Annotated in this window: 29 protein-coding genes; 1 reads left to right on the top strand and 28 read right to left on the bottom strand. The window is 41.1% G+C overall.

What is annotated here, in order from left to right; genetic code table 11:
- Nucleotides 1-39: 39 nt before the first annotated feature.
- From N482_RS07815 to N482_RS07775, 9 genes are all read right to left on the bottom strand, one after another.
- Entirely contained in the window at nucleotides 40-888 is an 849-nt protein-coding gene (locus tag N482_RS07815; RefSeq protein WP_196763560.1) for a peptidoglycan DD-metalloendopeptidase family protein, read from the bottom strand.
- An 80-nt stretch (nucleotides 889-968) separates the two neighbouring features.
- A complete protein-coding gene (locus N482_RS07810; RefSeq protein WP_063376504.1) occupies nucleotides 969-1607 on the bottom strand; it encodes a protein-L-isoaspartate(D-aspartate) O-methyltransferase in 639 nt (212 codons plus the stop codon).
- Nucleotides 1608-1612: 5 nt separating this feature from the next.
- Complete coding sequence (gene surE / locus N482_RS07805) at nucleotides 1613-2362, bottom strand: 5'/3'-nucleotidase SurE (protein WP_063376503.1); 750 nt, start codon at nucleotides 2360-2362, stop codon at nucleotides 1613-1615.
- Nucleotides 2359-3396 carry a tRNA pseudouridine(13) synthase TruD gene (gene truD / locus N482_RS07800; RefSeq protein WP_063376544.1) on the bottom strand — a complete coding sequence of 346 codons (1038 nt, stop codon included), beginning with the start codon at nucleotides 3394-3396 and terminating at the stop codon, nucleotides 2359-2361. Before truD ends, surE begins: the two co-directional genes overlap by 4 nt.
- A gap of 16 nt (nucleotides 3397-3412) precedes the next feature.
- Nucleotides 3413-3889: a 2-C-methyl-D-erythritol 2,4-cyclodiphosphate synthase gene (ispF, locus tag N482_RS07795; protein WP_063376502.1), complete on the bottom strand. Its 477-nt coding sequence runs from the start codon at nucleotides 3887-3889 to the stop codon at nucleotides 3413-3415.
- 1 nt (nucleotide 3890) lies between these two features.
- Nucleotides 3891-4586: a 2-C-methyl-D-erythritol 4-phosphate cytidylyltransferase gene (gene ispD / locus N482_RS07790; RefSeq protein WP_063376501.1), complete on the bottom strand. Its 696-nt coding sequence runs from the start codon at nucleotides 4584-4586 to the stop codon at nucleotides 3891-3893.
- Nucleotides 4579-4863: a cell division protein FtsB gene (ftsB, locus tag N482_RS07785; RefSeq protein WP_063373066.1), complete on the bottom strand. Its 285-nt coding sequence runs from the start codon at nucleotides 4861-4863 to the stop codon at nucleotides 4579-4581. Before ftsB ends, ispD begins: the two co-directional genes overlap by 8 nt.
- Nucleotides 4864-4916: 53 nt before the next feature.
- Nucleotides 4917-5546: a hypothetical protein gene (locus N482_RS07780; protein ID WP_063376500.1), complete on the bottom strand. Its 630-nt coding sequence runs from the start codon at nucleotides 5544-5546 to the stop codon at nucleotides 4917-4919.
- Between the two features lie 82 nt (nucleotides 5547-5628).
- Nucleotides 5629-6111 (bottom strand): DUF2947 family protein, encoded by a 483-nt coding sequence (locus N482_RS07775; protein WP_063376499.1) that lies wholly within the window; start codon nucleotides 6109-6111, stop codon nucleotides 5629-5631.
- 87 nt (nucleotides 6112-6198) lie between these two features.
- Here N482_RS07775 and N482_RS07770 point away from each other — a divergent pair, with 87 nt between their 5' ends.
- Nucleotides 6199-6420: a DUF1653 domain-containing protein gene (locus N482_RS07770; RefSeq protein ID WP_063376498.1), complete on the top strand. Its 222-nt coding sequence runs from the start codon at nucleotides 6199-6201 to the stop codon at nucleotides 6418-6420.
- 282 nt (nucleotides 6421-6702) lie between these two features.
- On the opposite strand, the gene N482_RS07765 is transcribed toward N482_RS07770, so the two are convergent.
- From N482_RS07765 to N482_RS07675, 19 genes are read right to left on the bottom strand one after another with little or no spacing between them, the layout of a single operon-like run.
- On the bottom strand, nucleotides 6703-7926 hold the full coding sequence (locus N482_RS07765) for a beta-ketoacyl-ACP synthase (protein ID WP_063376497.1): 1224 nt from the start codon (nucleotides 7924-7926) through the stop codon (nucleotides 6703-6705).
- A complete protein-coding gene (gene fabG, locus N482_RS07760) occupies nucleotides 7926-8651 on the bottom strand; it encodes a 3-oxoacyl-ACP reductase FabG (protein WP_063376496.1) in 726 nt (241 codons plus the stop codon). The genes N482_RS07765 and fabG overlap by 1 nt, the downstream gene beginning before the upstream one ends.
- The gene (locus N482_RS07755) at nucleotides 8651-9103 is read right to left on the bottom strand and encodes a 3-hydroxylacyl-ACP dehydratase (RefSeq protein WP_063376495.1); all 453 of its coding nucleotides are present in this window, start codon (nucleotides 9101-9103) and stop codon (nucleotides 8651-8653) included. Before N482_RS07755 ends, fabG begins: the two co-directional genes overlap by 1 nt.
- Entirely contained in the window at nucleotides 9090-10274 is a 1185-nt protein-coding gene (locus N482_RS07750; protein WP_063376494.1) for a beta-ketoacyl-ACP synthase, read from the bottom strand. The genes N482_RS07755 and N482_RS07750 overlap by 14 nt, the downstream gene beginning before the upstream one ends.
- Nucleotides 10275-10283: 9 nt before the next feature.
- Nucleotides 10284-10862, bottom strand: a complete 579-nt coding sequence (locus tag N482_RS07745; protein WP_063376493.1) for a DUF3261 domain-containing protein — start codon at nucleotides 10860-10862, stop codon at nucleotides 10284-10286.
- Nucleotides 10850-12088, bottom strand: a complete 1239-nt coding sequence (locus N482_RS07740; protein ID WP_063376492.1) for an NAD(P)/FAD-dependent oxidoreductase — start codon at nucleotides 12086-12088, stop codon at nucleotides 10850-10852. The genes N482_RS07745 and N482_RS07740 overlap by 13 nt, the downstream gene beginning before the upstream one ends.
- Nucleotides 12085-14331, bottom strand: coding sequence for a hypothetical protein (locus tag N482_RS07735; RefSeq protein ID WP_063376491.1), 2247 nt, complete (start codon nucleotides 14329-14331; stop codon nucleotides 12085-12087). The genes N482_RS07740 and N482_RS07735 overlap by 4 nt, the downstream gene beginning before the upstream one ends.
- 22 nt (nucleotides 14332-14353) lie before the next feature.
- Nucleotides 14354-14905: a LolA family protein gene (locus N482_RS07730; RefSeq protein ID WP_063376490.1), complete on the bottom strand. Its 552-nt coding sequence runs from the start codon at nucleotides 14903-14905 to the stop codon at nucleotides 14354-14356.
- Nucleotides 14905-15336 carry an acyl-CoA thioesterase gene (locus tag N482_RS07725; RefSeq protein ID WP_063376489.1) on the bottom strand — a complete coding sequence of 144 codons (432 nt, stop codon included), beginning with the start codon at nucleotides 15334-15336 and terminating at the stop codon, nucleotides 14905-14907. The genes N482_RS07730 and N482_RS07725 overlap by 1 nt, the downstream gene beginning before the upstream one ends.
- Nucleotides 15326-16870 (bottom strand): HAL/PAL/TAL family ammonia-lyase, encoded by a 1545-nt coding sequence (locus N482_RS07720; protein ID WP_063376488.1) that lies wholly within the window; start codon nucleotides 16868-16870, stop codon nucleotides 15326-15328. Before N482_RS07720 ends, N482_RS07725 begins: the two co-directional genes overlap by 11 nt.
- Complete coding sequence (locus N482_RS07715; protein ID WP_063376487.1) at nucleotides 16871-17830, bottom strand: acyltransferase; 960 nt, start codon at nucleotides 17828-17830, stop codon at nucleotides 16871-16873.
- Nucleotides 17827-18576: a glycosyltransferase family 2 protein gene (locus tag N482_RS07710; protein ID WP_063376486.1), complete on the bottom strand. Its 750-nt coding sequence runs from the start codon at nucleotides 18574-18576 to the stop codon at nucleotides 17827-17829. Before N482_RS07710 ends, N482_RS07715 begins: the two co-directional genes overlap by 4 nt.
- Nucleotides 18577-18933, bottom strand: coding sequence for a hypothetical protein (locus N482_RS07705; protein WP_063376485.1), 357 nt, complete (start codon nucleotides 18931-18933; stop codon nucleotides 18577-18579). It abuts the gene before it with no gap.
- Nucleotides 18926-20290 (bottom strand): AMP-binding protein, encoded by a 1365-nt coding sequence (locus N482_RS07700; RefSeq protein ID WP_063376484.1) that lies wholly within the window; start codon nucleotides 20288-20290, stop codon nucleotides 18926-18928. Before N482_RS07700 ends, N482_RS07705 begins: the two co-directional genes overlap by 8 nt.
- Nucleotides 20283-20837: a hypothetical protein gene (locus tag N482_RS07695; protein WP_063376483.1), complete on the bottom strand. Its 555-nt coding sequence runs from the start codon at nucleotides 20835-20837 to the stop codon at nucleotides 20283-20285. The genes N482_RS07700 and N482_RS07695 overlap by 8 nt, the downstream gene beginning before the upstream one ends.
- A 5-nt stretch (nucleotides 20838-20842) precedes the next feature.
- The gene (locus tag N482_RS07690) at nucleotides 20843-21091 is read right to left on the bottom strand and encodes an acyl carrier protein (RefSeq protein WP_063376482.1); all 249 of its coding nucleotides are present in this window, start codon (nucleotides 21089-21091) and stop codon (nucleotides 20843-20845) included.
- Nucleotides 21092-21093: 2 nt separating this feature from the next.
- Nucleotides 21094-21360 (bottom strand): phosphopantetheine-binding protein, encoded by a 267-nt coding sequence (locus N482_RS07685; RefSeq protein ID WP_063376481.1) that lies wholly within the window; start codon nucleotides 21358-21360, stop codon nucleotides 21094-21096.
- On the bottom strand, nucleotides 21353-22117 hold the full coding sequence (locus N482_RS07680; RefSeq protein ID WP_231100811.1) for a lysophospholipid acyltransferase family protein: 765 nt from the start codon (nucleotides 22115-22117) through the stop codon (nucleotides 21353-21355). Before N482_RS07680 ends, N482_RS07685 begins: the two co-directional genes overlap by 8 nt.
- 8 nt (nucleotides 22118-22125) lie before the next feature.
- Nucleotides 22126-22851, bottom strand: coding sequence for a beta-ketoacyl synthase chain length factor (locus N482_RS07675; RefSeq protein ID WP_063376479.1), 726 nt, complete (start codon nucleotides 22849-22851; stop codon nucleotides 22126-22128).
- Between the last annotated feature and the right edge of the window lie 358 nt (nucleotides 22852-23209).

Genomic DNA, 23209 nt, shown 5'->3' with positions numbered 1-23209 from the left:
AGCGAATAAGTGATAGTGTTCCATCAATACGTCGATACGCTATTTTCTGGGCAGATACCTCATAGGGTCTACAGACTTACCTCGATATCTTACTTCAAAACGCAAAGCAACCGAGCTTGAATCCGAATTCCCCATTTCGGCAATCTTCTGCCCCACCTTAACCTGCTGCTGCTCTCTTACTAGCAATTTGGAATTGTGGGCATATGCGCTAAGATAATCATCGGTATGCTTCAAAATGATTAAATTGCCATAACCTCTTAATGCACTCCCTGCATAAACAACAATGCCGTTTGCCGCAGCCTTTATCGATGTCCCTGTTTTGTTAGTAATCTGTATTCCCTTGTAGCCATTTTCTTTTATAGAAAAGCGTCTTGTAACTTTACCTACTGCGGGCCAATTCCAACGTACCTTTTTATTCAACAAAGTACTGGTGTCATTGGTTTTTTTACTGGCTTGTTTTTGAACATACTCTCGTTGCGGGGGGGGATCAAGCTCTTTTTTCGACACCTTGTTATTTAAAGGTTTATTATTTGTGTTATTTTTGATTTTCAACGGCGAAACTTTAACCGTTTTATTGGCTTTTTTAGAATAGGTTAATAATATAGTCTGACCCGGATAAATCGTATAGGGAGGCTTAATATTATTGATTTTAGCTACCGTGCGTACATCCTTATTTGCACTGAATGCAATGGCAAATAAAGTGTCACCTTTTCTTACCTTATAACGATTATTTTTAATGTGAATTTTTTTTGACGAAGTTATCTTACCTTTACTCAGGTTGACAACTGGGGCAGGAGTATGAACAGAGGTACAAGCACTCAAAAATAGACAACAAAAGCCAGTTATAATTAAGTTTTTTTGTCTCACCCTTACACCACCAAAATCCATAGTCGAGTTTTCAACCAGCTTTACAATAAACTAAGAAATGCAAAATTTATCAGTCTTACAAATATTTTTCTTCATTTATTTTAGGATATCGGGCCAGCTACCAAAGGTACAAACCGGACCGGGGCAAGCGCTTGCTGAGTGATTTTACCCTCGCTCTTAGTAAAAAGTGTCAAAATTTGTTCATCAACACCTAAAGGGACCACCATTGCTCCGCCATCAGCTAACTGAGTCAATAGCTGCTCAGGAACAACTGATGCCGCTGCCGTGACAATTATGCCGTCAAAGGGGGCTTTAGATTGCCAACCCAACCAGCCATCACCATGTTTCATAGAAACATTGTATAAATCCAACTGATGCAAACGTCGCTTAGCTTGCCACTGTAATGTTTTTATTCGCTCAATACTAAAGACATTTTCAAACAGTTTCGCTAACACAGCCGTTTGGTAACCAGAACCCGTACCTACTTCAAGAACGTTTCGTGAAATGCCAAATTGATGCAGCACTTCGGTCATTCTGGCAACAATGTATGGCTGTGATATTGTCTGCCCCTGACCAATGGGCAGCGCCGTGTTCTCATAAGATTTATGCTGCAAAATATCATCTACAAACAAATGCCTAGGTACTTCAGATATACTTTGCAACACAGCCGAATCTTGTATCCCAGCAGCTTTTAAATTTGCTGCGAGTTTGTCAGCACTGCGTTGATAATTACTGAGCAATTGAGCTACTCCTGAGCAGAAAGCCAAGTGGCTAGGCTATCAATGCTATCGTGTGCTGTCATATCAACTGTAAGCGGCGTTATCGACGCGTATCCTTGGTTAACAGCGTAAAAGTCGGTACCTTCCCCAGCATCACTCTCAGAGCCCAATGAGCCATACCAGTATATCTCTCGATTCCAAGGGTCACATTGCTTTGTCATAGTATCTGCTTTATGACGCGCACCTAGCCTTGTTACCTTGACCCCTTTGAGTTCACTTAACGGTATGTCAGGCACGTTAATATTGATTATTTGATCTTTGGGTAAAGGGTGACTGCCTAGTGCTTTGATAATTTTAACGGTGACGGCTGCCGCAGTCTCATAATGAGCTTCCTGTTTGGAACACAATGACACCGCAATGGCTGGCAAGCCTAAATGACGGCCCTCGGCGGCCGCTGCAACTGTGCCTGAATATAATGTATCGTCTCCAAGATTTGCCCCATTATTTATACCAGCTACGACTAAATCCGGCGTACTGTCAACGAGCTGGTTCACTCCTAAATGCACACAATCAGTGGGCGTTCCATTGACTGAAATAAAGCCATTATCTAATTTAGCCGTACGCAGTGGGTTTAATAACGTCAAAGAGTTACTTGCACCGCTACAATTTCTGTCTGGTGCAACGACAGTCACGTTGGCAAGCTCATTTAAAGCTTTATACAAAACGTCAATACCTTTGGCATTTACACCATCATCATTGCTCAATAAGATTTTCACTCTTCCAAGTCTCCTGGTGGTTGTTTTTCTTTTAAACTTACGTCTTTATGCATGATGAGCTCTCTGAGGACCGAAGTAGCGTAACAACCCTTAGGTAATTCAAAAGTAAGCTTGATAGTCCGTTCCGGCATAGACTCTAGTTTTAACTCTTTCGGAATAACTCTTAAGCTACGACGCTCATTTTTCAACCCTAAATCAGCCAAGCCCTGATGCCACGTGCTATATGCAAGAACCCACTCACGTTCAATCGAAGTGAGCCCCTTTTCACCTTTGCCAACAAGTGGGGCCGACAATAGAATGTCTTCTCTGTTCAAACGCTCTACAATATCGTCATTTAAATCGTCTTCAAAGAACGCATTGCTTCCAGCGAGCATAAAGACTTCCCGGTGCCATGTTTTAGCTAAGCCATGTTCTTTTACGCGCCGAGAGACTATTTGGTTAAATATGTGCGAACGTGCAGCTGAAATCACGATGCCGCGTAGCTTTTTATCTCGGATGTATTCACCACCGAATAACCTTTCTGCCATCTCTAAATTATGACCATCGTGTCCAAATCGTTGTTCAGCAAAGTAATTTGGTACGCCTTGCCTTACTGCGTTGATGCGAGACAAAACATCTAGCGGCTCAGTTACATTACGCAATGTAATGATAAATCGATTGCCTCGATGGCACCCAATTCTTAACTTTCTATTGTGTCTAACTTGTTTAAGTACGACAATCGAGTCGGAGTTTAGTTTAGAAAAATCCAGCTCAGTTTTGATAGGAACCGGTACACTAAACCATTGAGTACAAACTCCGTGACGATCTTTCAGGCCTGCATAGCTTACATCACGAGGGGCCACACCAGCCAATTGAGCAATTTTCTTTGCAACATACGCGGTATTTTCACCGCGTTTAATCACCTGCAAACAAACATGTTCACCCTCGCCAGTAAATTCAATATCTAACACTTCTTCAACCACAAAATCTTCAGGAGCGCGTTTGAACTCGCCTTCTGATAGCGGCTTTCCATACAAATAATTTAACGAAGAGATAGCATCAATCACGATTTTATACCTTAAAGAGTAATACAACAGCGTGACTAGAGATCCCCTCTTTACGCCCTTCAAACCCTAACTTTTCTGTCGTAGTCGCTTTGACATTAACTTGATCCATTGCAATATCGCAATCTTCAGCTAAATTTGCACGCATAGCATCTATGTGAGGCCTCATTTTTGGAGCTTGCGCTACTATCGTAACGTCCAAATTGCCAACGCGATAGCCCATATTTTTGACTTGTCTCATGACTCTGCGCAGTAAAATTCGACTGTCAATATCCTCAAATTCATTGTCGGTATCAGGGAAGTGTTTGCCGATATCACCAAGCGCTAACGCACCTAATAAGGCATCACATAATGCATGTACAGCAACATCACCATCAGAGTGAGCAATGAACCCCTGGTGGTAGCCTATCTTCTCTCCACAAATTACCAATGGCCCTTGACCACCAAATTTATGCACATCAAACCCATGACCAATTCTAAACATATTAACTACTCTTTTTTTGCTGGCTCATTAAAAAACATGCTAAAGCATGATCTTCTGGCGTGGTAATTTTTATATTGTCCGAGCGCCCTTCAACCAATCTAACAGGTTTACCGAGAAGCTCCATTGCCGAAGCCTCGTCTGTAATGGTTGCCCCAGTACTTAATCCAATATCTAAAGCACTTAAAAGCTCTTCATAAATAAACATTTGCGGTGTTAACGCTTGCCATAACATGTCTCGAGGAACGGTTTCATCACTATACAGAGAACCTCTTTTAATCGTGTCTTTCACTTTGCTCGCGAGTATACCTCCTTCATTTGAAGTGAGGCATTGAGCGATGAGCTTTTCTATATCTTTTACGTCAACCAAAGGTCTCGCCGCATCATGCACTAATACCCATTTAGGTGGGTTATCAGACATTGCTTTCAATGCATTTAAGACTGAATCAGCCCGCTCTTTCCCTCCATTAACGCGAGACAATGCGAGGTGCTCTAACTCAAGCCCGGAGAAGTATTCGTCTGATTCGCTAACCGCAACATAAATGTGCTCAATCAGGCTTACGCTAGCCAGCTTATTTAGCGTGTGCTCTAATACTGTTTTACCGTTAATATTTATATATTGCTTAGGGTGGTTTAACCCCATTCTTGCACCTACTCCAGCCGCTGGAACGACGGAGGCAATAGAGATTGATTTATTCATGTTGTTTCTTTGGTAATACTCGAATGAAGGTTTCATTAGGCTTTATCATACCGAGTTCATGCCGAGCTCTTTCTTCGACACCTTCTAAACCTAATTTTAGATCTTCAATATCTGCTTTTAATAGTTTGTTTCTTTTTAGCAACTCTGCATTCATTTCTTGGTGAGAATTGACGGTTTCAGTTATGCGCCGATAATCTTGCAAACCATTGTGACCAAACCAAAGCTTGTATTGGATGTAGACACACAGACAAAACAGCGCAAGTTGGAATAAACGCATAATTCGATATCCTAGTATATGAACTGTGTAGTCATGTCGCCAAAGTGCGAATATTAACCTGACACTATTTTCTTTTTCGTTACATTAGGCCAATTGATACTGCTTGCAAGCAACATCTCTCTGAGCCCAAGTAGTCTTGGTGTTGCTATTTTATGATAATGCCATCGATGACCACAACAGGCTGCGGTCATTAAAGCTTTACTAGGTTTTAATAACCTAGCTTTTTCAGATTCTTGAGGCAAACCAGACAAGTTAAACCAGCCAAACTCATTGCAATGTACCTTGTTTAGAGCCACTTGATCGATCATATCAATGTAGATACCCGTTTCATGTTGGAATTCAAGCATAATAGGCACCACAAGGCCAACCATTGCACTTTTTTGATAGTACTTGTTTATCGCCGCAAGATCTTGCGAAGGCTTTTTTCTTTGTGGTGCGACCCAGCATCCGTTATGGCTGTCTAGTTCAAGTGGTACAGCACCTAATACAATATGTGTCGCTGCGCGTTCAACATAGTAGGGTAAACTCTTTAAAAAGCGCTTTAGCCGAGTTGGATCAGGTTCATTCACCAAGTTGGTAATTTCTCTGGTGTAAAATACATTAACAAGCTCGGCAAAAATAAGTCTGGAGACTTCATCTTGCCAGATCGTTGTTTGCTGCCTGCTAGAATGGTATTTTTCCAAAGCTCCTCCTTTGTGAGGTTCTTATAACACGCCATCGTAACTAAATACAGCCAATCTGACAAAATTACAACGCTTAAAAGTACTAGTTTTCTTTTGGTCTTAGACCTAGTTTAGCCTCACCCGACTCTAAAAATTGTACTGCTGCATCGCGCTTTTTGCCTAATAACAAACTACCATCGACTAGAAACATAAAGTTTTGCCAGCAACGTTTAAAAACGCCAAATTGCGTTTCAATAACATGCTCGCGCGAAAGACAAAAGTACACAGTGGTATTGTCTTCCCATTTGAGATAATCACATATCTCTTCTGGCAAAGTTCCTACACCTTGCTCCCAAGCCTGCTCCCAATCGACCACTTCCTCCCAATTATCTTCTTTGCCAACCCAATCATTAGGCGTAAAAAAGTCAGGATGATCTTGTTCTCTGCAGACCATAGTACTCCAAAGTACCGCTGCGCGCTGAGCCGTCATTGGCTTTATTTGGTCCAAGTCAGACTCTGCAATAGGTAAATCTTTATGACGAAAAACCCATGCTTTCTTGAAATCGCTAAGCGCAATATAATTCATGTATTGAAACCTTATCTCACAGATAAACGAGTTTACGGACTCGTTTTAAATTATTGCAATTATAACCAGTCACACGAGGACTCAACAATGCCTAGCGAACTTAAAAAAGGGATATACCGTCATTACAAAGGAAAAGAATATAAAGTAATGTTTGTAGCGACTCACAGTGAAAGTGAAGAGCCACTTGTTATTTACCAGACTTTATATGGTAAATACGACCATTGGGCAAGGCCACTGAGCATGTTTATCGAAGAAGTAATTGTTGATGGCAAAGCTCAACCTAGATTTCAGTATTTACGAGACGAATGATATTTGATAGTAAAATTAAAAATGTGGCAAAATGATACCATCATCTCATCAGGCCACAATAAAAATATTCAAAGGCACCGATAAATATATTGTGTTCTGCGCAACTAAACCAATAGAGCAAATTGATAGGCTGATGAATGGAAGGATGTACCCACTCACATTGGAAGGCATAGTCCAAGCAGCTAAAGCCCTGACATAGTGACTAATCAACAGCTTTTAAAGTAATAAATAGCCCATGTACACATACAATTTCACGGGCTATTACTGAGACACTTCGCGTATTTAAACGCTGTACTTTTTGAAAATCAAAGAAGTATTAATACCACCAAATGCGAAGTTATTCGACATAACGTAATCCATACTTATTTCTTCACCTTGCCCTGTAATATAGCGCAGTGGTGCACATTCGGGGTCTACTTCTGTTAGATTAAGAGTTGGTGCGCACCAGCTGGAATTAAGCATGTTGATACACGCCCATGCTTCTATAGCACCACACGCTCCTAAGGTATGCCCAAGGTAACTTTTTAAGGAGCTAATAGGCTTTTCACCAAACACTGAAAATGTAGCATGCGATTCAGCGATATCACCACGATCAGTTGCCGTTCCATGAGCATTCACATAACTAATTTGCTCAGGTTGTAATTGCGCATCACGCAAAGCCAAACGCATCGCTTCTTCCATAGTTACCGAAGTCGGTTGAGTAATATGTTGTCCATCTGAATTGGTGCCAAAACCAACTACTTCAGCCAAAATGGTCGCGCCTCTCGCTTTGGCAAACTCCAACTCTTCGAGAATTAGCGTACCAGCTCCTTCACCAACCACTAAGCCATCTCGAGCTTTGTCAAATGGCCTTGGAGTATCTTCAGGATCAAGTTTTGTCGAAGTCGCATACAATGTATCAAAAACTGCAGCTCCAGAAACACAAAGCTCTTCAGCTCCACCAGCAATCATCACTTTTTGGCGTCCTGACTGTATCGCTTCATAAGCATAGCCAATCCCCTGAGAGCCTGATGTACATGCAGAGCTTGTAGTTACTACTCGGCCCTTAGCGCCGAAGAATACACCGATATTCACCGCAGTTGTATGTGCCATCATTTGAATATAACTTGTCGCAGTAATACCCGACATGTCTTTATCACTCAATAATTTTCCAAACTCTACAGTAGGAGCAGTCGAACCAGAAGATGAGCCATAGGAAATACCAGTATCACCATTGGTCAAGCTCTCATGCTCTAACAAGCCCGCTTGCGCCAACGCTTGTTCTGTTGCAACAGTTGACATCAATGCAACGCGACCCATAGAACGGATCATCTTACGCTTATAGTGCTTTGGCTTTTCGAAATTCTCTACAGGGGCTGCGACTTGCGTGTTTAATTCAACAACATCGGCCCACTCAGACATGTGCTTAATGGCACTTTGGCCATTTTGCAGATTGGCTTTAAAACTATCCCAGTCTTGACCAAGCGCAGTGATCGCAGACATACCTGTAACAACTACACGCTTCATTAAACCAATCCACCATTAACAGAAATAACTTGGCGAGTGATATAACCTGCACCCTCTGACATCAAAAATGCCACTGTTGCAGCGACCTCTTTTGGCTGCCCAGCTCTGCGCATAGGGATCAACTTTTTAATTTCATCGATTTCTGCGCCTTCTGTCATATCGGTTTCAATCAACCCAGGAGCAACGCTATTTACCGTAATTTTTCTTTTAGCCAGCTCTAAAGAAAGGGCTTTTGTAGCACTGATTACACCGCCTTTTGCAGCACTGTAGTTAACTTGTCCTCGATTGCCAGCAATACCCGAAACAGATGTGACAGTGATTATTCGGCCACCTTTACGCATCTGTATCATTGGCATCAATATTGGGTGAACAACATTATAGAAGCCATCTAGCCCAGTACGGATCACACTATCCCAATCATCGTCGGTCAATGCAGGGAAAGCACCGTCACGTGTAATGCCAGCATTGCAAACGACACCATAGTAAGCACCAAACTCTTCAATATCGTTGAAAAGCGCTTCTTTGGCTGCTTGGCGATCGCACACATCAAATTGCAATACAGTTACATGACGCCCTAATGCTTCCAACTCACTTTTAAATTCCTCAGCCATACCCAGATTGCTGCGGCAATGTAGAGTAATATCAAACCCTTGCTGTGCTAATTCAAATGCGATAGCTTTGCCAATACCTCGGCTAGAGCCCGTAACTAAAATTCTTTTTTGCATTATTGCCCCTTGATAAAACCCTGTGGATCGTCTGGCTGGAAGACATTTACTTTTGCTTCCGCTAACAATTCATCATTGTACTTAATTTTACAATCAAATACACCAAGACCACTTTCTTCTTTGTGCAGCTCCTCAACGCTTACGACAAGGTTTTGAGCAGGTTTGAAGTAAGGTATGTGAGTCTTGTATTTTCTAGAGCCCAGTAAAAAACCAATATCAATGGTACCGCCATTATCTAAAGCCTTTGCACCTGCATATGCTGCAACCATCTGTGCCATGTATTCGATACCGACGTAACTCGGTACGCCTTTTTCGGATATAAACGGAGAGTCAGCTGTAATTCGCACCACCCCCGTCGCTTGGCTAGTATCGTATTCGGTTAATTCAGAGATTAATATCATTGGGTCACGATGTGCGATTAGCTGTTCAATGCCATAGCTATTCTTTTTCATTGTAAGTTCCTAGAATAAGGCTGATATTGTTTCCACCAAATGCAAACGAATTACTTAAACATAGCTTAGGCTGTATATAATGCGCTGCTTCTACAAGCGAGATTTGAGGTAAACTCATGTCTCTTGGTTTTGTCATTTTATGTATTGGCAAAGGTGTTTGAGGATCGTCAAGTAGTAACCAACACAACCCAGCTTCTAATGCACCTGCGGCACCGAGAGTATGACCGGTGAAGCGCTTAGTTGAACTCGTATTCACCTTGTCAGCAAATACATCAAATACCGCTTTTGATTCCATGTCGTCATTTTTCACGGTGCCCGTACCATGCAAATTAACATAGTCTATGTCAGACGCTTGGCAACCTGCCATTACTAAGGCTTGCTGCATCGCAGATATCGCGCCACTCCCTCTGGGATCAGGTGCTGAGATATGATACGCATCGGAGCTTTCCCCAGCACCAAGTAATGCAACTTTGCTAGTCTTCTTAGACATGATAAACAAAGCGGCTGCTTCTCCAATATTGATTCCATCGCGATCTTCTGCAAATGGCTCACATAAAGACGCTGATACAGACTCTAGGGCATCAAAGCCATTAACCGTTAACCTGCATAAAGAATCTACGCCACCACATATGATAATATCGACCAAATCACTATCTAGTAGCATGTGAGCGGTCATCATTGCTTTCGCACTCGAACTACAAGCTGTTGAAATCGCATATACTGGGCCTAATGCACCAGCTAAGTCTGCAATGAAATGCGCCGGCGCTACCAATTCTTGGCATTGGTAATCATAATGCTCAGGAAATTCGCCATGCTCTTTGAAATACGAGGCGGCCTCTTCTCCTGTCGCAACACCCGATGTGCTAGTACCTATTACAACTCCAATTCGCTTTTTCTCGACGCCTTGACTTAGCGTTACCAGCGCCTTTTCAATTTGTGTATAGGCTAATTTAGCTAAAGCGTTGTTTCTAGTCTGATAGTGACTTGGAAAAGACGCTAACGAAGGTAGTGCTTCATGCACCTTGCCAACGTATACCGTCTTCCCTGAAGTATGAAGCTCTGAGTCCACACTTAAATATTCTTGTTCTGGGTTTTTCAGCGCTCGTTTGAGTTCACTCTGGCCACAGCCCAATGAGCAAACAATTCCTAAATCATTTATAAATGAAGTCATAACCTTAACTCAGTAATCTAAGCTGCTAATCTCAATTTTGTAATTGCGCTCAAAATTGATAAATGTGGTCTTCTCTAAAGACTTGTTGATTTCAATAATAGGTTGCCCATCAACAATCACAGCTCGTTTTAGTTTGTTACCCTCGCGCGCTTCTGTAATGTATGCACCACGAATATTCTGTTGAAGTAACCTAATTGGCCAGTGTACCAATTGAATGTCTGCGATTACATACTCAGGCTTCACTTTAGGAAGCTCAATATAGCTATGTAATTCATGGTGACCGTCATCGCGAAAAGTTTGCTCAAAAACGGGTAACCCAGTTGCTGTCATTGCAACCATGGACATCTCACGCTGTTTAAATTCTAATTGTACAATTAGCTCATTGACCTGACCGTCAACTTCAAACTGCAGTAACTGGACAAGGTGTTTACCTTGCAGTGTCTCAGCCACGGAGCTCAGAGACATGGCCACACCTTTAGAGAGGTAAACGGTCCCTTGTTCATGCACCTTTACTAAGGTACATGCGCTCATAACAATCATCATGAACACAACACAGAGCTTCATTGCCAATGACTTTACATGCTGCATAAGTCTACCAGCACTTTCAAACGTCGCTCACTTTGTGCCACATAGGGGTTTTTCTCATCCCAAGCGTATCCAGCCAAAATTGAACAAATCATGCTTTTAACATTAGTATCTTGTTCATCGTAGAAGATAATATCTTGAAATTCAGCAGTGTACCAAGCAGTCACAAACGTCTTAAAGCAATCTACTCCTTTGCGCAATGGCACTTCAAACTGTTCAGTGAAGTCCACTTGCTCCCCCTCTAAATACTTGGATACAAGTGGCGAAACAAGACTTGCGGACTTAAGTGCAATCGTAACACCCGAAGAAAAAACTGGGTCTAAAAACTCTCCAGCATTGCCGAGCAACGCATAGTTTTTACCTGACAAGTTTGTCACATCTGCGCTGTAACCTTTAATGCTATTAACATCATTTGGCCATTCAGCCTGTTGTAACAAATGCGCAAGGTTAGAGGCTGAATATACGAACTTCTTCAGCGTCTCCTGCTCAGATAAGCCGTCACAAAACTGCGCATCTTTACCAACAACACCGATACTTGAAGTTCCATCTGAAAATGGAATTAACCACAGCCAAATATCTGGCGATTCAGGATGAACAGTGATTAATATTTTATTGCGATCAAATTGCTCACATTGAATTTTATCTGTGATATGTGTAAAAAACGACTTTCTTGAAGGGAAGCAAGATGGCCTTTCTAAGTCGAGTAAACGTGGTAAGACCCTAGCGAAACCACTCGCATCCAATAGGAATCGGCCTTGCAATTGGTAAGACTCACCCTCTTCGTTGACAACATCTAATACTGGCATGTCAGACTCAACGTCCACTTTTTCGACGGAGTGTCCAAAACGAATATCCGCACCAAACTGCGCAGCACCTTTTGCCAATAAATGATCAAAGTCAGCACGTTTTACTTGGTAGGTTGCAAATGGCCCTTCGCTGAACTTCTTTTCGAAGTCAAAGCTTGTATAACTTTCAGATTTTTGGAACGTAGCTCCATCTTTATACTGAAAACCTAATTGCTCTGCTGCTTCATGTATCAAAGGCTCAAGACCTGCTTCTTTGAGGAACGACATGCACTGTGGCAGTAAACTCTCGCCAATTGAAAATCGCGGGAAATGTTGCTTTTCAATAATTATGACTTTATAGCCTTGGCGCGCTAGCATTGCGCCAGTGGCAGCGCCCGCAGGCCCTGCGCCAATAATTATTACATCTGATACTTCTCGGTTCATGCTTTCCTCTTTACAACTAAAGGCGCTACAAAATATATACTTACAATGCCTATCATGATGGTATAGCCAAAACTGTATATGGCTGGTGTTTGACTAAATGACAGCATTCCAAATACGAACACTGATGAAAGGGCTGACAATGAAATTGCTAGCGCTGTGCTACTCTCCTGACCACATTTCAGGTAAAAAATAAAATAATCTATGGCTAATGCCACCAATAAGACCAGTGCTAACAAATTAAATAGATTCAAACTTCCCTGCAGCAATAACGAGCCAGATAACCCAATCAAACAAGATAATAGTAACCAAAAGCCACTCTTAACTGCTGATATGAGATCAAAACGCATGCACAAAACTAATAAAAACACACTTAATGCGATAGCAAACCAAATCAATAAACTCTGCCGCATTTCCACTAATACAAGAGAAAGTTGCTCTGCTTTATCCACACGAGTTATCTGCACAAAATTATCTAGCACCGTATCGATGTCGTGTTTTGCAGCATGATTAACGTACACCAAGCTAACATGATAACCATGTAGCTTGAGATATTGGCTAGACAATAATTCCCCCAACTCAGACTCTAACAAAGCATCCAGCGTCAAATGGGGTGCAGCTCCCACCTCAATTGGCTGGCCCACTAGTTCTGCTAGGGTCGCAAAATCACCTCGGTTTTGAGCATCAACTAGAAGAGTAAGATTCTCTTGTTGCCGAGATTTAGAGGGTAACCAATTACTTATTGCTTGAACTTTAATAGACGATGATTGTGACTTAAGGGCAGCCACGAGTGCTTCTTCTTTTTCTAGCAGTGCCTCTAAATTGCTCTCCCACAAAATTAATCGCTGGCTTTGGGTACCAAAATACCACTGTTGATGCTTGAGCTCGTTTTTTCTTAACGTTTCACTACTTGCATTCAGAAGTGCTATATCGTCATTAAATATTTGCTCATTCGTTACTACGAATACGACAGACAGCAAACCAAACAGGGAGAGCACAACTTTCGTTGCACCTCTAGAATCATTTAAAACAGAAACAACAGCGTCACCTAGCTGATTCAAGCGAGATTGGCCTGTATAACTGTGAAGTATGCTGGGGATGATAAAAAGCGCACTGCATAGTGCTCCAACTAGTCCGAATGCGATAAAGATACCAACTTGCTCGAGCGCCTCCATAGGCAACAACATAAATGCACAATAGCCTGTCGCCGTTGACACACACCCAAGTTTAACCGCGCTACGCACATTACTATAAGCGATTGAATCATCTTTTTTCGTCGTCATCACGTGAAAACTGTAATCTATTGCAATCCCTATTAAGGTGATAGAAAACACGAGAGTGATAACATGCACAGAGTCATACAATAATGTCAGGGCTAATAAGCCAAAACACACTGCGTTTAATTGTGTGATGAGTACGGCAAATAAAGCGTTAATGCTTCTAAAAGACCACAATACGATTAAAACAATAAAAAATGCACTTACCCCACCCAACCAACGCATCTCTTTATTCGCTTGGCGCATATTCTCAGCTGTGTGAAATGGAATACCTGAATAACTGGTGATCACATTTGGATATTCAGCTTCTACGTGAGCAAGTGACTCGCTGACTGCATATACTAGGTCAGTGGCCTTTTCCATACTTTCCAACTCTGATAATGGCAGCGTCAGCATCAAAACATAATACTTGGTGTCATCATTAACGACCATACGACCATCTTCAACGGTTAAGTTGCTGGCCTGCTGCACTAAAGCTGTTTGTACGAATGACGCGGTTGTGAGTGTCGGGTCAAAAGGAAAGAATAGTGGGGTAAAAGGGTCAAACGCGTTGTTCAATTTAGCCAGTGCAGCTTCTCCTAGAGAATCACCTTCCGTCAAAGCCTGACGAGATTCACCATCTAATAAGTAGCCCTGGTAAGCACCAAATAACTTCGCGACTGCTTCAAGCTCAGGAAAACTGAAGTCTCCATACAACCACCCTTTTTCGTCATAGCCAGTACGTACGTCATCATGAGCAGACTTCGCATCTTGCCCACTAAAAGCAATCATCACATTATTTTTATAACGCTGAAAGAAGGCGCCTTCCGCTTTATTTACAAATTCAATATCTTCACTGGGTAATAATGAGAGAATATCAGCTTCAAGGTTTACTTTTCCTTGAACCAACAAATATACGAGTAATGATACGGCAATGATTAACTGCGCTAGACCTAACGGCAAATGCTGTTTCTTTGACAGATATGGCATAAAATATTACAAACCCTTTTTGTCATTGTGGTGATGCAAACTGCAGGCTAATAATTGTCTTGTTATTCTTACTATCAAAAAGCTCAATCTTCTTAATAGTACCTTGACCACATAAAACAACATTATTCAATGCCAAGTTCAAAGGTTCGCTGATTGGCGTCATTGAAATACAATTGAGACGCTTGTCTGTCGATAAAACAAAGGTTTTTTCAAGTTCTTTGAACTTCCCTTGTAACAGAGAAAAAATCAAAGTAGGCATATCACTCCCTTGTGGCATGGGCGTTTTCCCCCCTCGGCTATTTACCGTATAAAGCGTCTCATTTTCATACAGCACAGCACTCATTACCGGTTTGAATGTCTGCCAAAGCAAGCGTTGAGTTTTGACCTCAAACTCGCCATGAGACTTGAGGGGGTGCTTCAACACCTTAAAGTATTTAAACTGCTCAAAACTACCCGATAAAGGTAATTTGGGAACGACTAAGTTTAACCTATCTGTGGCCTGTTGTGCAGTCAAAGCCTGACCAAAAGCGCTCAGGCTACAAAGCATCAACAGTATTGTGCATACTGCTTTCATCACTGTTCTATCGCTGCCTTTAATTTATCGACTAGCCTCTGTGGCGTACCAAATTGCATTTCTTTTGTAACCTTATCCACAGCTACTTGTGTTGTAGTGCCTTTGGTTAATTTGCGACCTGTTTCTTTATCTGTTATTAAATAGTTGATTTTCAAACGTGTTTCATACTCAACCAATTGAGCCACAATATTGATCTTTTGGCCAAACACGCAAGCCCCAACAAACTTGGTTTGCATATCAATTATTGGCCATACATAACCTAATTTTTCCATGTTGTTATATCCAAAATTGAATTTGTCTAGTAGCTTACAGCGCGCCACTTCAAAGTAGCGCGCGTAGTTACCATGCCAGACCACATTCATTGGGTCACAATCGTGAAACGGGATTTCAATTTCGACATGTGCCTCAAGCAATACCTTTTTATTTCTCATAGAGTTTCCATTTTTGTCCTTGAATCGATGCTATCGTTTCTCTAAGTGTTTGCTCTAATGGTCTATCCTCAACCAGTAGCGGAAATGATGCATCAATATCATCGAACATCTTACCAACACTTTCTTCCAGGTCGTCACGTGTTAATTGCCCTTGTGCAATTCTCAACCTCACTCCCTGCACAGCTGCAAGCAACGTGCTTGCTACAACTTGTTCTGTTAGCTGTAATACTCTCAGAGCGTCTCTTGCAGATATAGTTCCCATACTTACTTTATCTTGGTTGTGACATTCGGTTGAGCGAGAAAAAACACTTGCTGGCATGGTAAGTTTTAATGCCTCAGCTGTATATGCTGACGCACCGATTTGCACAGCCTTAAACCCATGGTTGATATACTTTCGCTCTTCACAACTACCAGATAGATTTGAAGGTAAACCATTGTTGTAGCGGGTATCCACTAAAGAAGCCAACTGTCTATCTGCGAGATCCGCCAAGTTAGCAACTGCCGTTTTTAACGAGTCCATCACCATCGCAATGTGGCCACCGTAAAAATGACCGCCATGTAAAACATGTTGACCCACACCATCAATAATTGGATTGTCATTTGCCGAGTTAAGTTCATTTTCAATGGTAGTTTCAAAAAATGGTAGACTATCTTCCAGTACACCAATGACGTGAGGTGCACACCGAATTGAATATCTATCTTGCAAACGCGGTGAGTTCCTTGGATGCTCAACATGACGTAAGTCGGAGCGGATCCGTGCAGCAACTTTTTGTTGTCCTTGATGAGGTTTAACGCTAAACAAAATTTCGTCGAAATGGTGCGTATTGCCTTGCAAAGCAATACTTGCCAATGAAGTCACTCTGGTCGCAAGCCCGCTTAGATACGCTGCGCGATCATGTGCGAGACAAGCAAGTGCAGTCATCACCGCTGTGCCATTCATTATTGCTAAACCTTCTTTAGGCCTGAGCGAAATAGGCTTCAAGCCAAGCTCTTGCATCACTGCCTTACTATTTTTGACCTCACCTTTATAATACACATCACGCTCTCCAACTAAGGCTCCAGCAATGTATGAAAGCGGTGTTAAATCACCACTGGCACCAACTGATCCCTCCTGAGGAATACGAGGAATGATATCTTGGTTAATGAACTCACGAAGCAATTTCAACATTGGCCAATCAACCCCTGAAAAGCCTTGCGATAGAGAGGCCAAACGGGCCGCTAAAATCGCTTTACCTTGTTGCTCATCGAAATACTCTCCCAAACCACAACCGTGAAAGCGGGTTAAATGCAAAGGTAGCTCGTTCACTAAATTCAATGGAATATCAACTGTAACCGAGTCTCCATAGCCAGTTGTCACGCCATAAATAACCCCCTCTTCATCAAGCAAACTTTCAAGAAAGGCTACTGCAGAATCAATCTTTTCTGCGAAGTGCTCATCGCCACTCAATGCAACTGTCGTTTTGTCTTGCGCAATATCAACGATGTTTTTTATGGTAAGCTTGTTGTTACCAAAAGTAATGGTACTTTTACTCACTTATTTATCCTCTTTTGAGCTGACGCGTTGAGCACTGTTGTCCCGCTGCCAGAAATCGTAAAAATTAAACCACTGAAATGGATACTTCATAGCGTAATACTCCAGCCTGCCTGCATAACTGGCAATTAGGTCTGACAGTACTTCTTGGCGCTGCTTACGAGGTAGCTTCAATTTGTCTGTCACATGCTCGATACATACTTTGAAATTACGCCCCTCTTTGAAACAAAACAGCCAATAGATAGGACATTCTAGTAGTGCAGCCAAAATAAATGGGCCTTGAGAAAATGGAGCTTCTAGCCCTAAAAAAGGCGAGTAAATTACCCTTCCTGCTACGGATTGACTAGTTCTATCACCAACAATGACAACAATTTCTCCTTGCTCAACCTTTTCTTTTAATAGCATTGCTGTATCAGGGCCAACACTAGATACTTGAATCATATTGAGGTCCACATCATCAGCAACGTCCTTAAGCAACTGATTGAATTTGATTGCATGCTGGGTGAATACAAGTACATTGATTTTGGTTCCATAGCGATCTTGGTTCATCGCTCTGCATACTTCTAAGTTTCCCAAATGAGAGCCGATAAAAATGGCTCCTTTTCCTTGCTGTGCAATATTCTCCATCGTATCTGGGCAGCTATAAACAATCTGATTATTGCCAATATTACCCAACCAAGCATCAAGCTTATCAAAGGCTGCATCAGCAAAAGTACAATAATGCTTCAGGACCGACACTTGGTTATGAGTCACTTTATTATTCTTTTGATATTCAGAGACTCTCTTCAAAAATTGTTTAGAAGCACTTCTGCCATTTTTATCTGTTAGATAAAAATAGAAAACCACCGGGAACAAGCATACCCAAAGGGGGTATTTGCCTAAAACTTTATAAACACCTAACAAGAAGCGTAATCCTATAAGGGAACCTCGCTCACCAATTTGAGACCAATGTTTCTGACTCATACCTTGCTAAAACTTCTTTTCATTAAACAGGTTAATAAATCGGGACTCCTCCAAAACATCCCAAAGCACAAACGCGTGTGCATCCAAGATATTCTGATATTGTCGTCCAATGCATTAAAATGAGAGATACCATTTTCTGGATAGTGTACTTTTGTTGGTACGAATCTGAATGGTGTTTTTTGCCAGTAGAGTTTAACCATGACCTCAATATCAAAATCCATCCTTTTCCCAAGTGAGGTGCGACTCGCTAGCCGATCATATGCTTCCAGAGGATATACTCTGAATCCACACATCGTATCTTTTAATTCTCTAGATAGGGTTTCTACACACACCCAAAAGTGGGTTATGTAACGCGCATAATAGCGATGCTTTGGTACAGATTCATCATAGACAGGACTCCCTGAAATCAGTGCGTCAGGATTAGTCTTTGATAAAGATAAAAACGTATCAATGTCTTGTAAATTGTGCTGACCGTCAGCATCTACTTGCAGTGCATGGGAAAACCCAAGTTCAATTGCTTTATTTAACCCTGTTTGTACTGCACCTCCTTTACCTTGATTAAAGCGATGATGACACAAAACAACATTTGGATTTTGCTGTGCAATTTCAAGCAACTGAAACTGAATAGAATCTGTGCTTGCATCATTGATCACAATAATTTGAAGCGAGTACTCACTTAGCTTACCAATTAGATCCGCAAAGCCATCAATATGATTGTAATTTGGGATAATAAAGCAATATTTCACTTAAGCCCCCTCAAAAACAATGCGTCCAGAAGCATGGTTACCTTTGTCAGATTCATACTCGAAGACTATTTTTGATGGTGATTTTTTTACCAACCGCAAAGTAATAAGACTGTTGGGTACAATGACGTTTTGAAACTTTAATACCTGTACTTCTTCAACTTCTCTTTCTGTGAGGTCAAACATCTCCCGAGCATAACTTATCGCCCAATCAAGTTGCACTACTCCAGCTAAAATAGGTGCATCTGGAAAGTGTCCTTGAAAATAGGTGATGTGCTCAGTGATCTGGAGTGAAAGTGTCACAGTGCTCGCCTCTTTAATCACATTAATCACTTCGGGGTTAGTAATTAGATTATTCAAAAAGTTTCTCCAATGCTGCTGCTGTGGTTTTCCCTTGGTTGTTTATAGGAAGCTCTTCTACATACCGCCATTTTTTGGGTATACATATCAATTCAAATTTACTTGCTAGATGCTGTCTTAAAGACTGGTTGAAATGAAGCTTTGATGAATGTGCTCTTTTATCTTCATGTAAAATGACAATTGCAGCCAACGCTGTTCGCTTTCCCTCAAGTAGGATCACTTTGCAAGACTGCACCCATGTATGCTCCTCAAGGGTACGCTCTAAATCACTCAAATTAACCCGCTTTTCTTCGATTTTGACAGTCCGGTCGATACGCCCTAATAATTTAAATTGCCCATTCGAACATATTTCCACCTGGTCATCCATTGTGAATGGTTGTAAGTCCAAATAGGGCGAACACAATACTAACTGCTGAGTTTCAGCTGTGGCTGAAACTGATATCCCCTTAAATAGAGTCCAGAGCGAGTCCAACTCATCAGTTTGCTTTCTATATGCGATACCGCCAGATTCAGTACTCCCATAAATCTCACAGATGGAAAAGTGCATCTGCTGATATAACTGCTTGGCGGTTTCCCGCTCAAGTTTCCCACCTGAAGAAAAAATATGGCAAAACGTATCAGCGCTTGTGCTAAGTACATTATCGCTGCACAAACGCTTCAAAAATGCTGGACTTGAAATCAATATACAGCGATTTTTTTTATTTGAATTTATAATGGGTACAATGTGTTCCGGATATTCTTTAGTGGAATGAATCTTCGCACCTAGTTTCATCGGTAGTAGTAACCTGAACAACAAACCGTATATATGATAATGAGGAACGGTAGAGATAAACTCCCTTGCAGATGACATATTGAAGGTCGACAAGAGCGTTTCTAATTCCAGATGCAATGACTGCCAAGACTTTCTGATCTGTTTACTTTTACCTGTAGAGCCCGAAGTTGAAAAAACCATCGAACCACCTTGTGGCCAATTGACGATACTTTGCTCGTGATAAAGATCAGAATCAGGCAAACCATCAATCCAAACCCCACTTCCTTCCACTTCACTAAGCTCGTTACCACACACAATATCTGAATGGGAAACAGCATCCTGTAATGTGCATGGCTGCGAATTGTTAGGTAGTACGATTTCAAAGCCTTTCGTAAGTAGCGCAAATAACTTGTAGCCAAAAGCATAGGGCTCGCTGTCAAACAAAACTGCTGTAAGAGTTGGCTTGCTGCCTAATTGAACCTTTGTAGCGCTCAGCTTTTGACCATATAGACAGGCATCTCGCCAGAATGATTCAGCAGTATTAACTTCTCCAGTCTCCGATACAAAGGAAAAGTTAGCTAGTTTACAACTGGAGGGTTTAATCATGACGTTTTCTGACTTTAATTCTAACCAACCATTCACCTAAGAACAGTAGTCCCATTGCGATGTATGCTACAAGGCCATTGTATAAGGTCCAAACTTCTATAGGCGTCATTAACGCGGTGTACAGGGAAATTAGCATGTTAACGACAAAAAAAGCACACCACACCTTGGTCACCTTTTCAGTGTACAAGACCCCCTTAGGCGGTAAGTCTGGCTCTCGAAGTCTCGCTAAACGCTCTATAATACATGGTTTCCACTTTAAAGACGCACCAAATACAATCAACATACAAGCATTCATTACAACAGGATACAATAACATCCCGATCTGTAAATTCAGCGCGGCAGATAGAGCTAATAAGCCAATCCCACCTCCTAAAATACAATTAAATACTTTAGAAGTCGTTTTGCGCTGTATCACTAATTTAACCGCGAGCACACTTGCCAAAACCACCGCCAGTAACTGAAAATCAAAGTACTTCAATCCAAAAAATACCAATATTGGATAGGTGATGGTCATGAACGCAAGAATAGTCCCTATTAAAAATTTCAAGTGCCTTACTTACTTAGTAGCTTTTCCATTTCATCAATGACATCATTCACTGTTCTAACTTGCTTGAATGCTTCGGGGTCAATTTTCTTGCCTGTCATTTCACGTAATTTCACGACTAAGTCGACAGCATCGATGCTGTCTAAATCCAATTCATCGTAAAGATTAGCATCAGACTTGATCGAGTCCTCTTCAATTTCAAACTCTTCAACCAAAATTTCGCTTAGCTTTTTAAATAAATTTTCTCTAGAACTCATTGTTAACCTTCGGTATTACTCGAAATAAAATCACATAAACTATTTACTGATGCAAAGTGCTGTTTTGTATCTTCACTATTTGCATCTATTTTCACGCCAAACTGCTTTTTAACGGCTAGTCCAAGTTCAAGCGCATCAATACTATCTAGCCCTAAACCATCAATAAAAAGAGGTTCATCATCTACAATTTCTTCAGGTGTGATATCTTCCAAATCGAGACTCTCGATTATTAGCTTCTTTACCACAGCTTTTAAAATTTCATCAGCCATTTACATTTAACTCCTGCTCATACATATTCCACAAATCTTTAGTCAGCGCTCTAGAAGCTACACTTAGTGAAGTATGATTGTACTTTTTAATACACAACTCTCTATTTAACTCCGTTAGAGAGAACTTAATTTTTTGCTCCGGAATGTGGTACCACTTTTCTTTTTTAGTTAAGGTGCTTGGTGTTACCCTAATTTTTAACAACGTAAGAGAAGCATTACAGCGCAAAGCAATATTTGCCGCACCACGCTGGAAATTATCCAATATGCTGTCTTTATTAGTTCTCGTTCCCTCAGGGAAAATAATTAAGTTATTACCTTGTTTGAGAGAATGCTGGCAATCGGAGATCAACAGCTCTGGATCTCTATTACTGATATAGCCAGTACCCAAGATAACCCGTCGCATAAACGGGTTTTTTAATAAATGCGCTTTTACAACACAATCAGCATTTGGAACCATTGAAATAAGTACAACTACATCAATTAATGAGGGGTGGTTAGCTAATATGAGGCTGCCTTTAAGGTTTTGTAGTTTCTTTTCGATATCAGCTTCGACTTTACATAAGCCAAATGCCATCATTACTTTTAGGAAAAACTTAAAACCAAGATGGACACTGTACCTTGCAACTTGCTTGCGTCTTTCTATATTACGAAAAATTAAAGCCTGAACCGGAAAAACTATAAAAGACAGAAAAACCCCGCCAATTCCAAAAAGGGTAAACGATGCGCCCGTCAAAACTAACCGACGTAAGTAATTCATACGCTTAATCATAACTTTTTAACTACCCAACTCATTCGTTCACTTGATAACGTTAATTGCGATTCTGTAGAAGTAATCCATTCAGAAAAACGTAGGCTATGACAAGCGTTGCTTTCCACATTCGTTGCGACGTCTAATACATTCTCAAATTCCAAGTTTAGCGGTCCTTTACTGCTTTCATTGCAAGCAGATAATACTAGGGCCACAGTATGCGCCTGAAGGTCTTCATCAGAAAATCTCTGATAGTGATCCGGAAGTGCTTGGTCTACGTATATCAAGATAATCTTATCTATCCGTTTACTATGAATCCGTATATAAGATTCTGTCAGCGCTGATAAAAAAGTGTCTTTTCCGGCAGAAATAGCCGTTATTGGTATTTTTTTATTTTTGAAAATTGAGTAAAGGCCAGATACAGCATTGTGGACGGAAAGGCTAAAAGCAGTCGGAGACAGCTCCTCCTTACCAGCTAAAGAGCCAAGTAGTTCACTCGTTTTATGAAAGTCGCCGTGCCTACTCGCAAAAACCAGTTCACAATTTGAACCATATTGGGATGAGAGGCTTTTAGAAGCATCATCTTCTAACTGTAGTAAACTCCCCATAGCGAGTTTGGCAAAGTAGCTCAAGCGCCTTTTCTGCATTGGCTTAAGATTACCAAGCAACTGCTTGAGATCGATATTCCCTATCTGTGTGGGAGTAAGAAAAAAACAATCGTCGACTGCTAACTTAAATTGCATCTGACGCTCCACTTTTGAATACTTCAATTCTGAACAGTATCTTCCATCAACCGTTCACAAGGCGGGATAATACATCAAAATAAATCAACTTTCTATCAAAAAAACACCAATCCACTGAATGCTGTTACATTCATTTACAAAGCAATATACAACGCCTTAGAGATGAAGAGCTAATATTATGATTTTATTCATATACCTCTCGTATTCTAGCGAGTGCAGCTAGACCAAAAAAACTATTGACAGCTTTTAAATTCCACTTACAAACCCTTTCGACTCCAAAATATCTCGAAATAAACTGAAATAAAAGATGCATAAAAAACAACAATTTTCACTTGCAGTTATACCAATTTCATTAAAT

Source organism: Pseudoalteromonas luteoviolacea NCIMB 1942, from assembly GCF_001625595.1.
Lineage (GTDB): Bacteria > Pseudomonadota > Gammaproteobacteria > Enterobacterales > Alteromonadaceae > Pseudoalteromonas > Pseudoalteromonas luteoviolacea_A.
Note: the sequence above shows the minus strand (reverse complement) of the source record. Positions and strands in the feature narration are given on the sequence as shown.

Coding starts and splice junctions, on each gene's coding strand:
- ispD (WP_063376501.1), bottom strand. CDS start 4,586: ATGAATAAATCAATCTCTATTGCCTCCGTCGTTCCAGCGGCTGGAGTA.
- N482_RS07680 (WP_231100811.1), bottom strand. CDS start 22,117: ATGAATTACTTACGTCGGTTAGTTTTGACGGGCGCATCGTTTACCCTT.
- N482_RS07675 (WP_063376479.1), bottom strand. CDS start 22,851: ATGCAATTTAAGTTAGCAGTCGACGATTGTTTTTTTCTTACTCCCACA.
- N482_RS07755 (WP_063376495.1), bottom strand. CDS start 9,103: ATGAAAAAGAATAGCTATGGCATTGAACAGCTAATCGCACATCGTGAC.
- N482_RS07690 (WP_063376482.1), bottom strand. CDS start 21,091: ATGAGTTCTAGAGAAAATTTATTTAAAAAGCTAAGCGAAATTTTGGTT.
- N482_RS07700 (WP_063376484.1), bottom strand. CDS start 20,290: ATGATTAAACCCTCCAGTTGTAAACTAGCTAACTTTTCCTTTGTATCG.
- N482_RS07815 (WP_196763560.1), bottom strand. CDS start 888: ATGGATTTTGGTGGTGTAAGGGTGAGACAAAAAAACTTAATTATAACT.
- N482_RS07725 (WP_063376489.1), bottom strand. CDS start 15,336: ATGAGAAATAAAAAGGTATTGCTTGAGGCACATGTCGAAATTGAAATC.
- N482_RS07685 (WP_063376481.1), bottom strand. CDS start 21,360: ATGGCTGATGAAATTTTAAAAGCTGTGGTAAAGAAGCTAATAATCGAG.
- N482_RS07730 (WP_063376490.1), bottom strand. CDS start 14,905: ATGAAAGCAGTATGCACAATACTGTTGATGCTTTGTAGCCTGAGCGCT.
- ispF (WP_063376502.1), bottom strand. CDS start 3,889: ATGTTTAGAATTGGTCATGGGTTTGATGTGCATAAATTTGGTGGTCAA.
- N482_RS07750 (WP_063376494.1), bottom strand. CDS start 10,274: ATGACTTCATTTATAAATGATTTAGGAATTGTTTGCTCATTGGGCTGT.
- ftsB (WP_063373066.1), bottom strand. CDS start 4,863: ATGCGTTTATTCCAACTTGCGCTGTTTTGTCTGTGTGTCTACATCCAA.
- fabG (WP_063376496.1), bottom strand. CDS start 8,651: ATGCAAAAAAGAATTTTAGTTACGGGCTCTAGCCGAGGTATTGGCAAA.
- N482_RS07735 (WP_063376491.1), bottom strand. CDS start 14,331: ATGCCATATCTGTCAAAGAAACAGCATTTGCCGTTAGGTCTAGCGCAG.
- N482_RS07740 (WP_063376492.1), bottom strand. CDS start 12,088: ATGAACCGAGAAGTATCAGATGTAATAATTATTGGCGCAGGGCCTGCG.
- N482_RS07765 (WP_063376497.1), bottom strand. CDS start 7,926: ATGAAGCGTGTAGTTGTTACAGGTATGTCTGCGATCACTGCGCTTGGT.
- N482_RS07715 (WP_063376487.1), bottom strand. CDS start 17,830: ATGAGTCAGAAACATTGGTCTCAAATTGGTGAGCGAGGTTCCCTTATA.
- N482_RS07745 (WP_063376493.1), bottom strand. CDS start 10,862: ATGCAGCATGTAAAGTCATTGGCAATGAAGCTCTGTGTTGTGTTCATG.
- N482_RS07775 (WP_063376499.1), bottom strand. CDS start 6,111: ATGAATTATATTGCGCTTAGCGATTTCAAGAAAGCATGGGTTTTTCGT.
- N482_RS07770 (WP_063376498.1), top strand. CDS start 6,199: ATGCCTAGCGAACTTAAAAAAGGGATATACCGTCATTACAAAGGAAAA.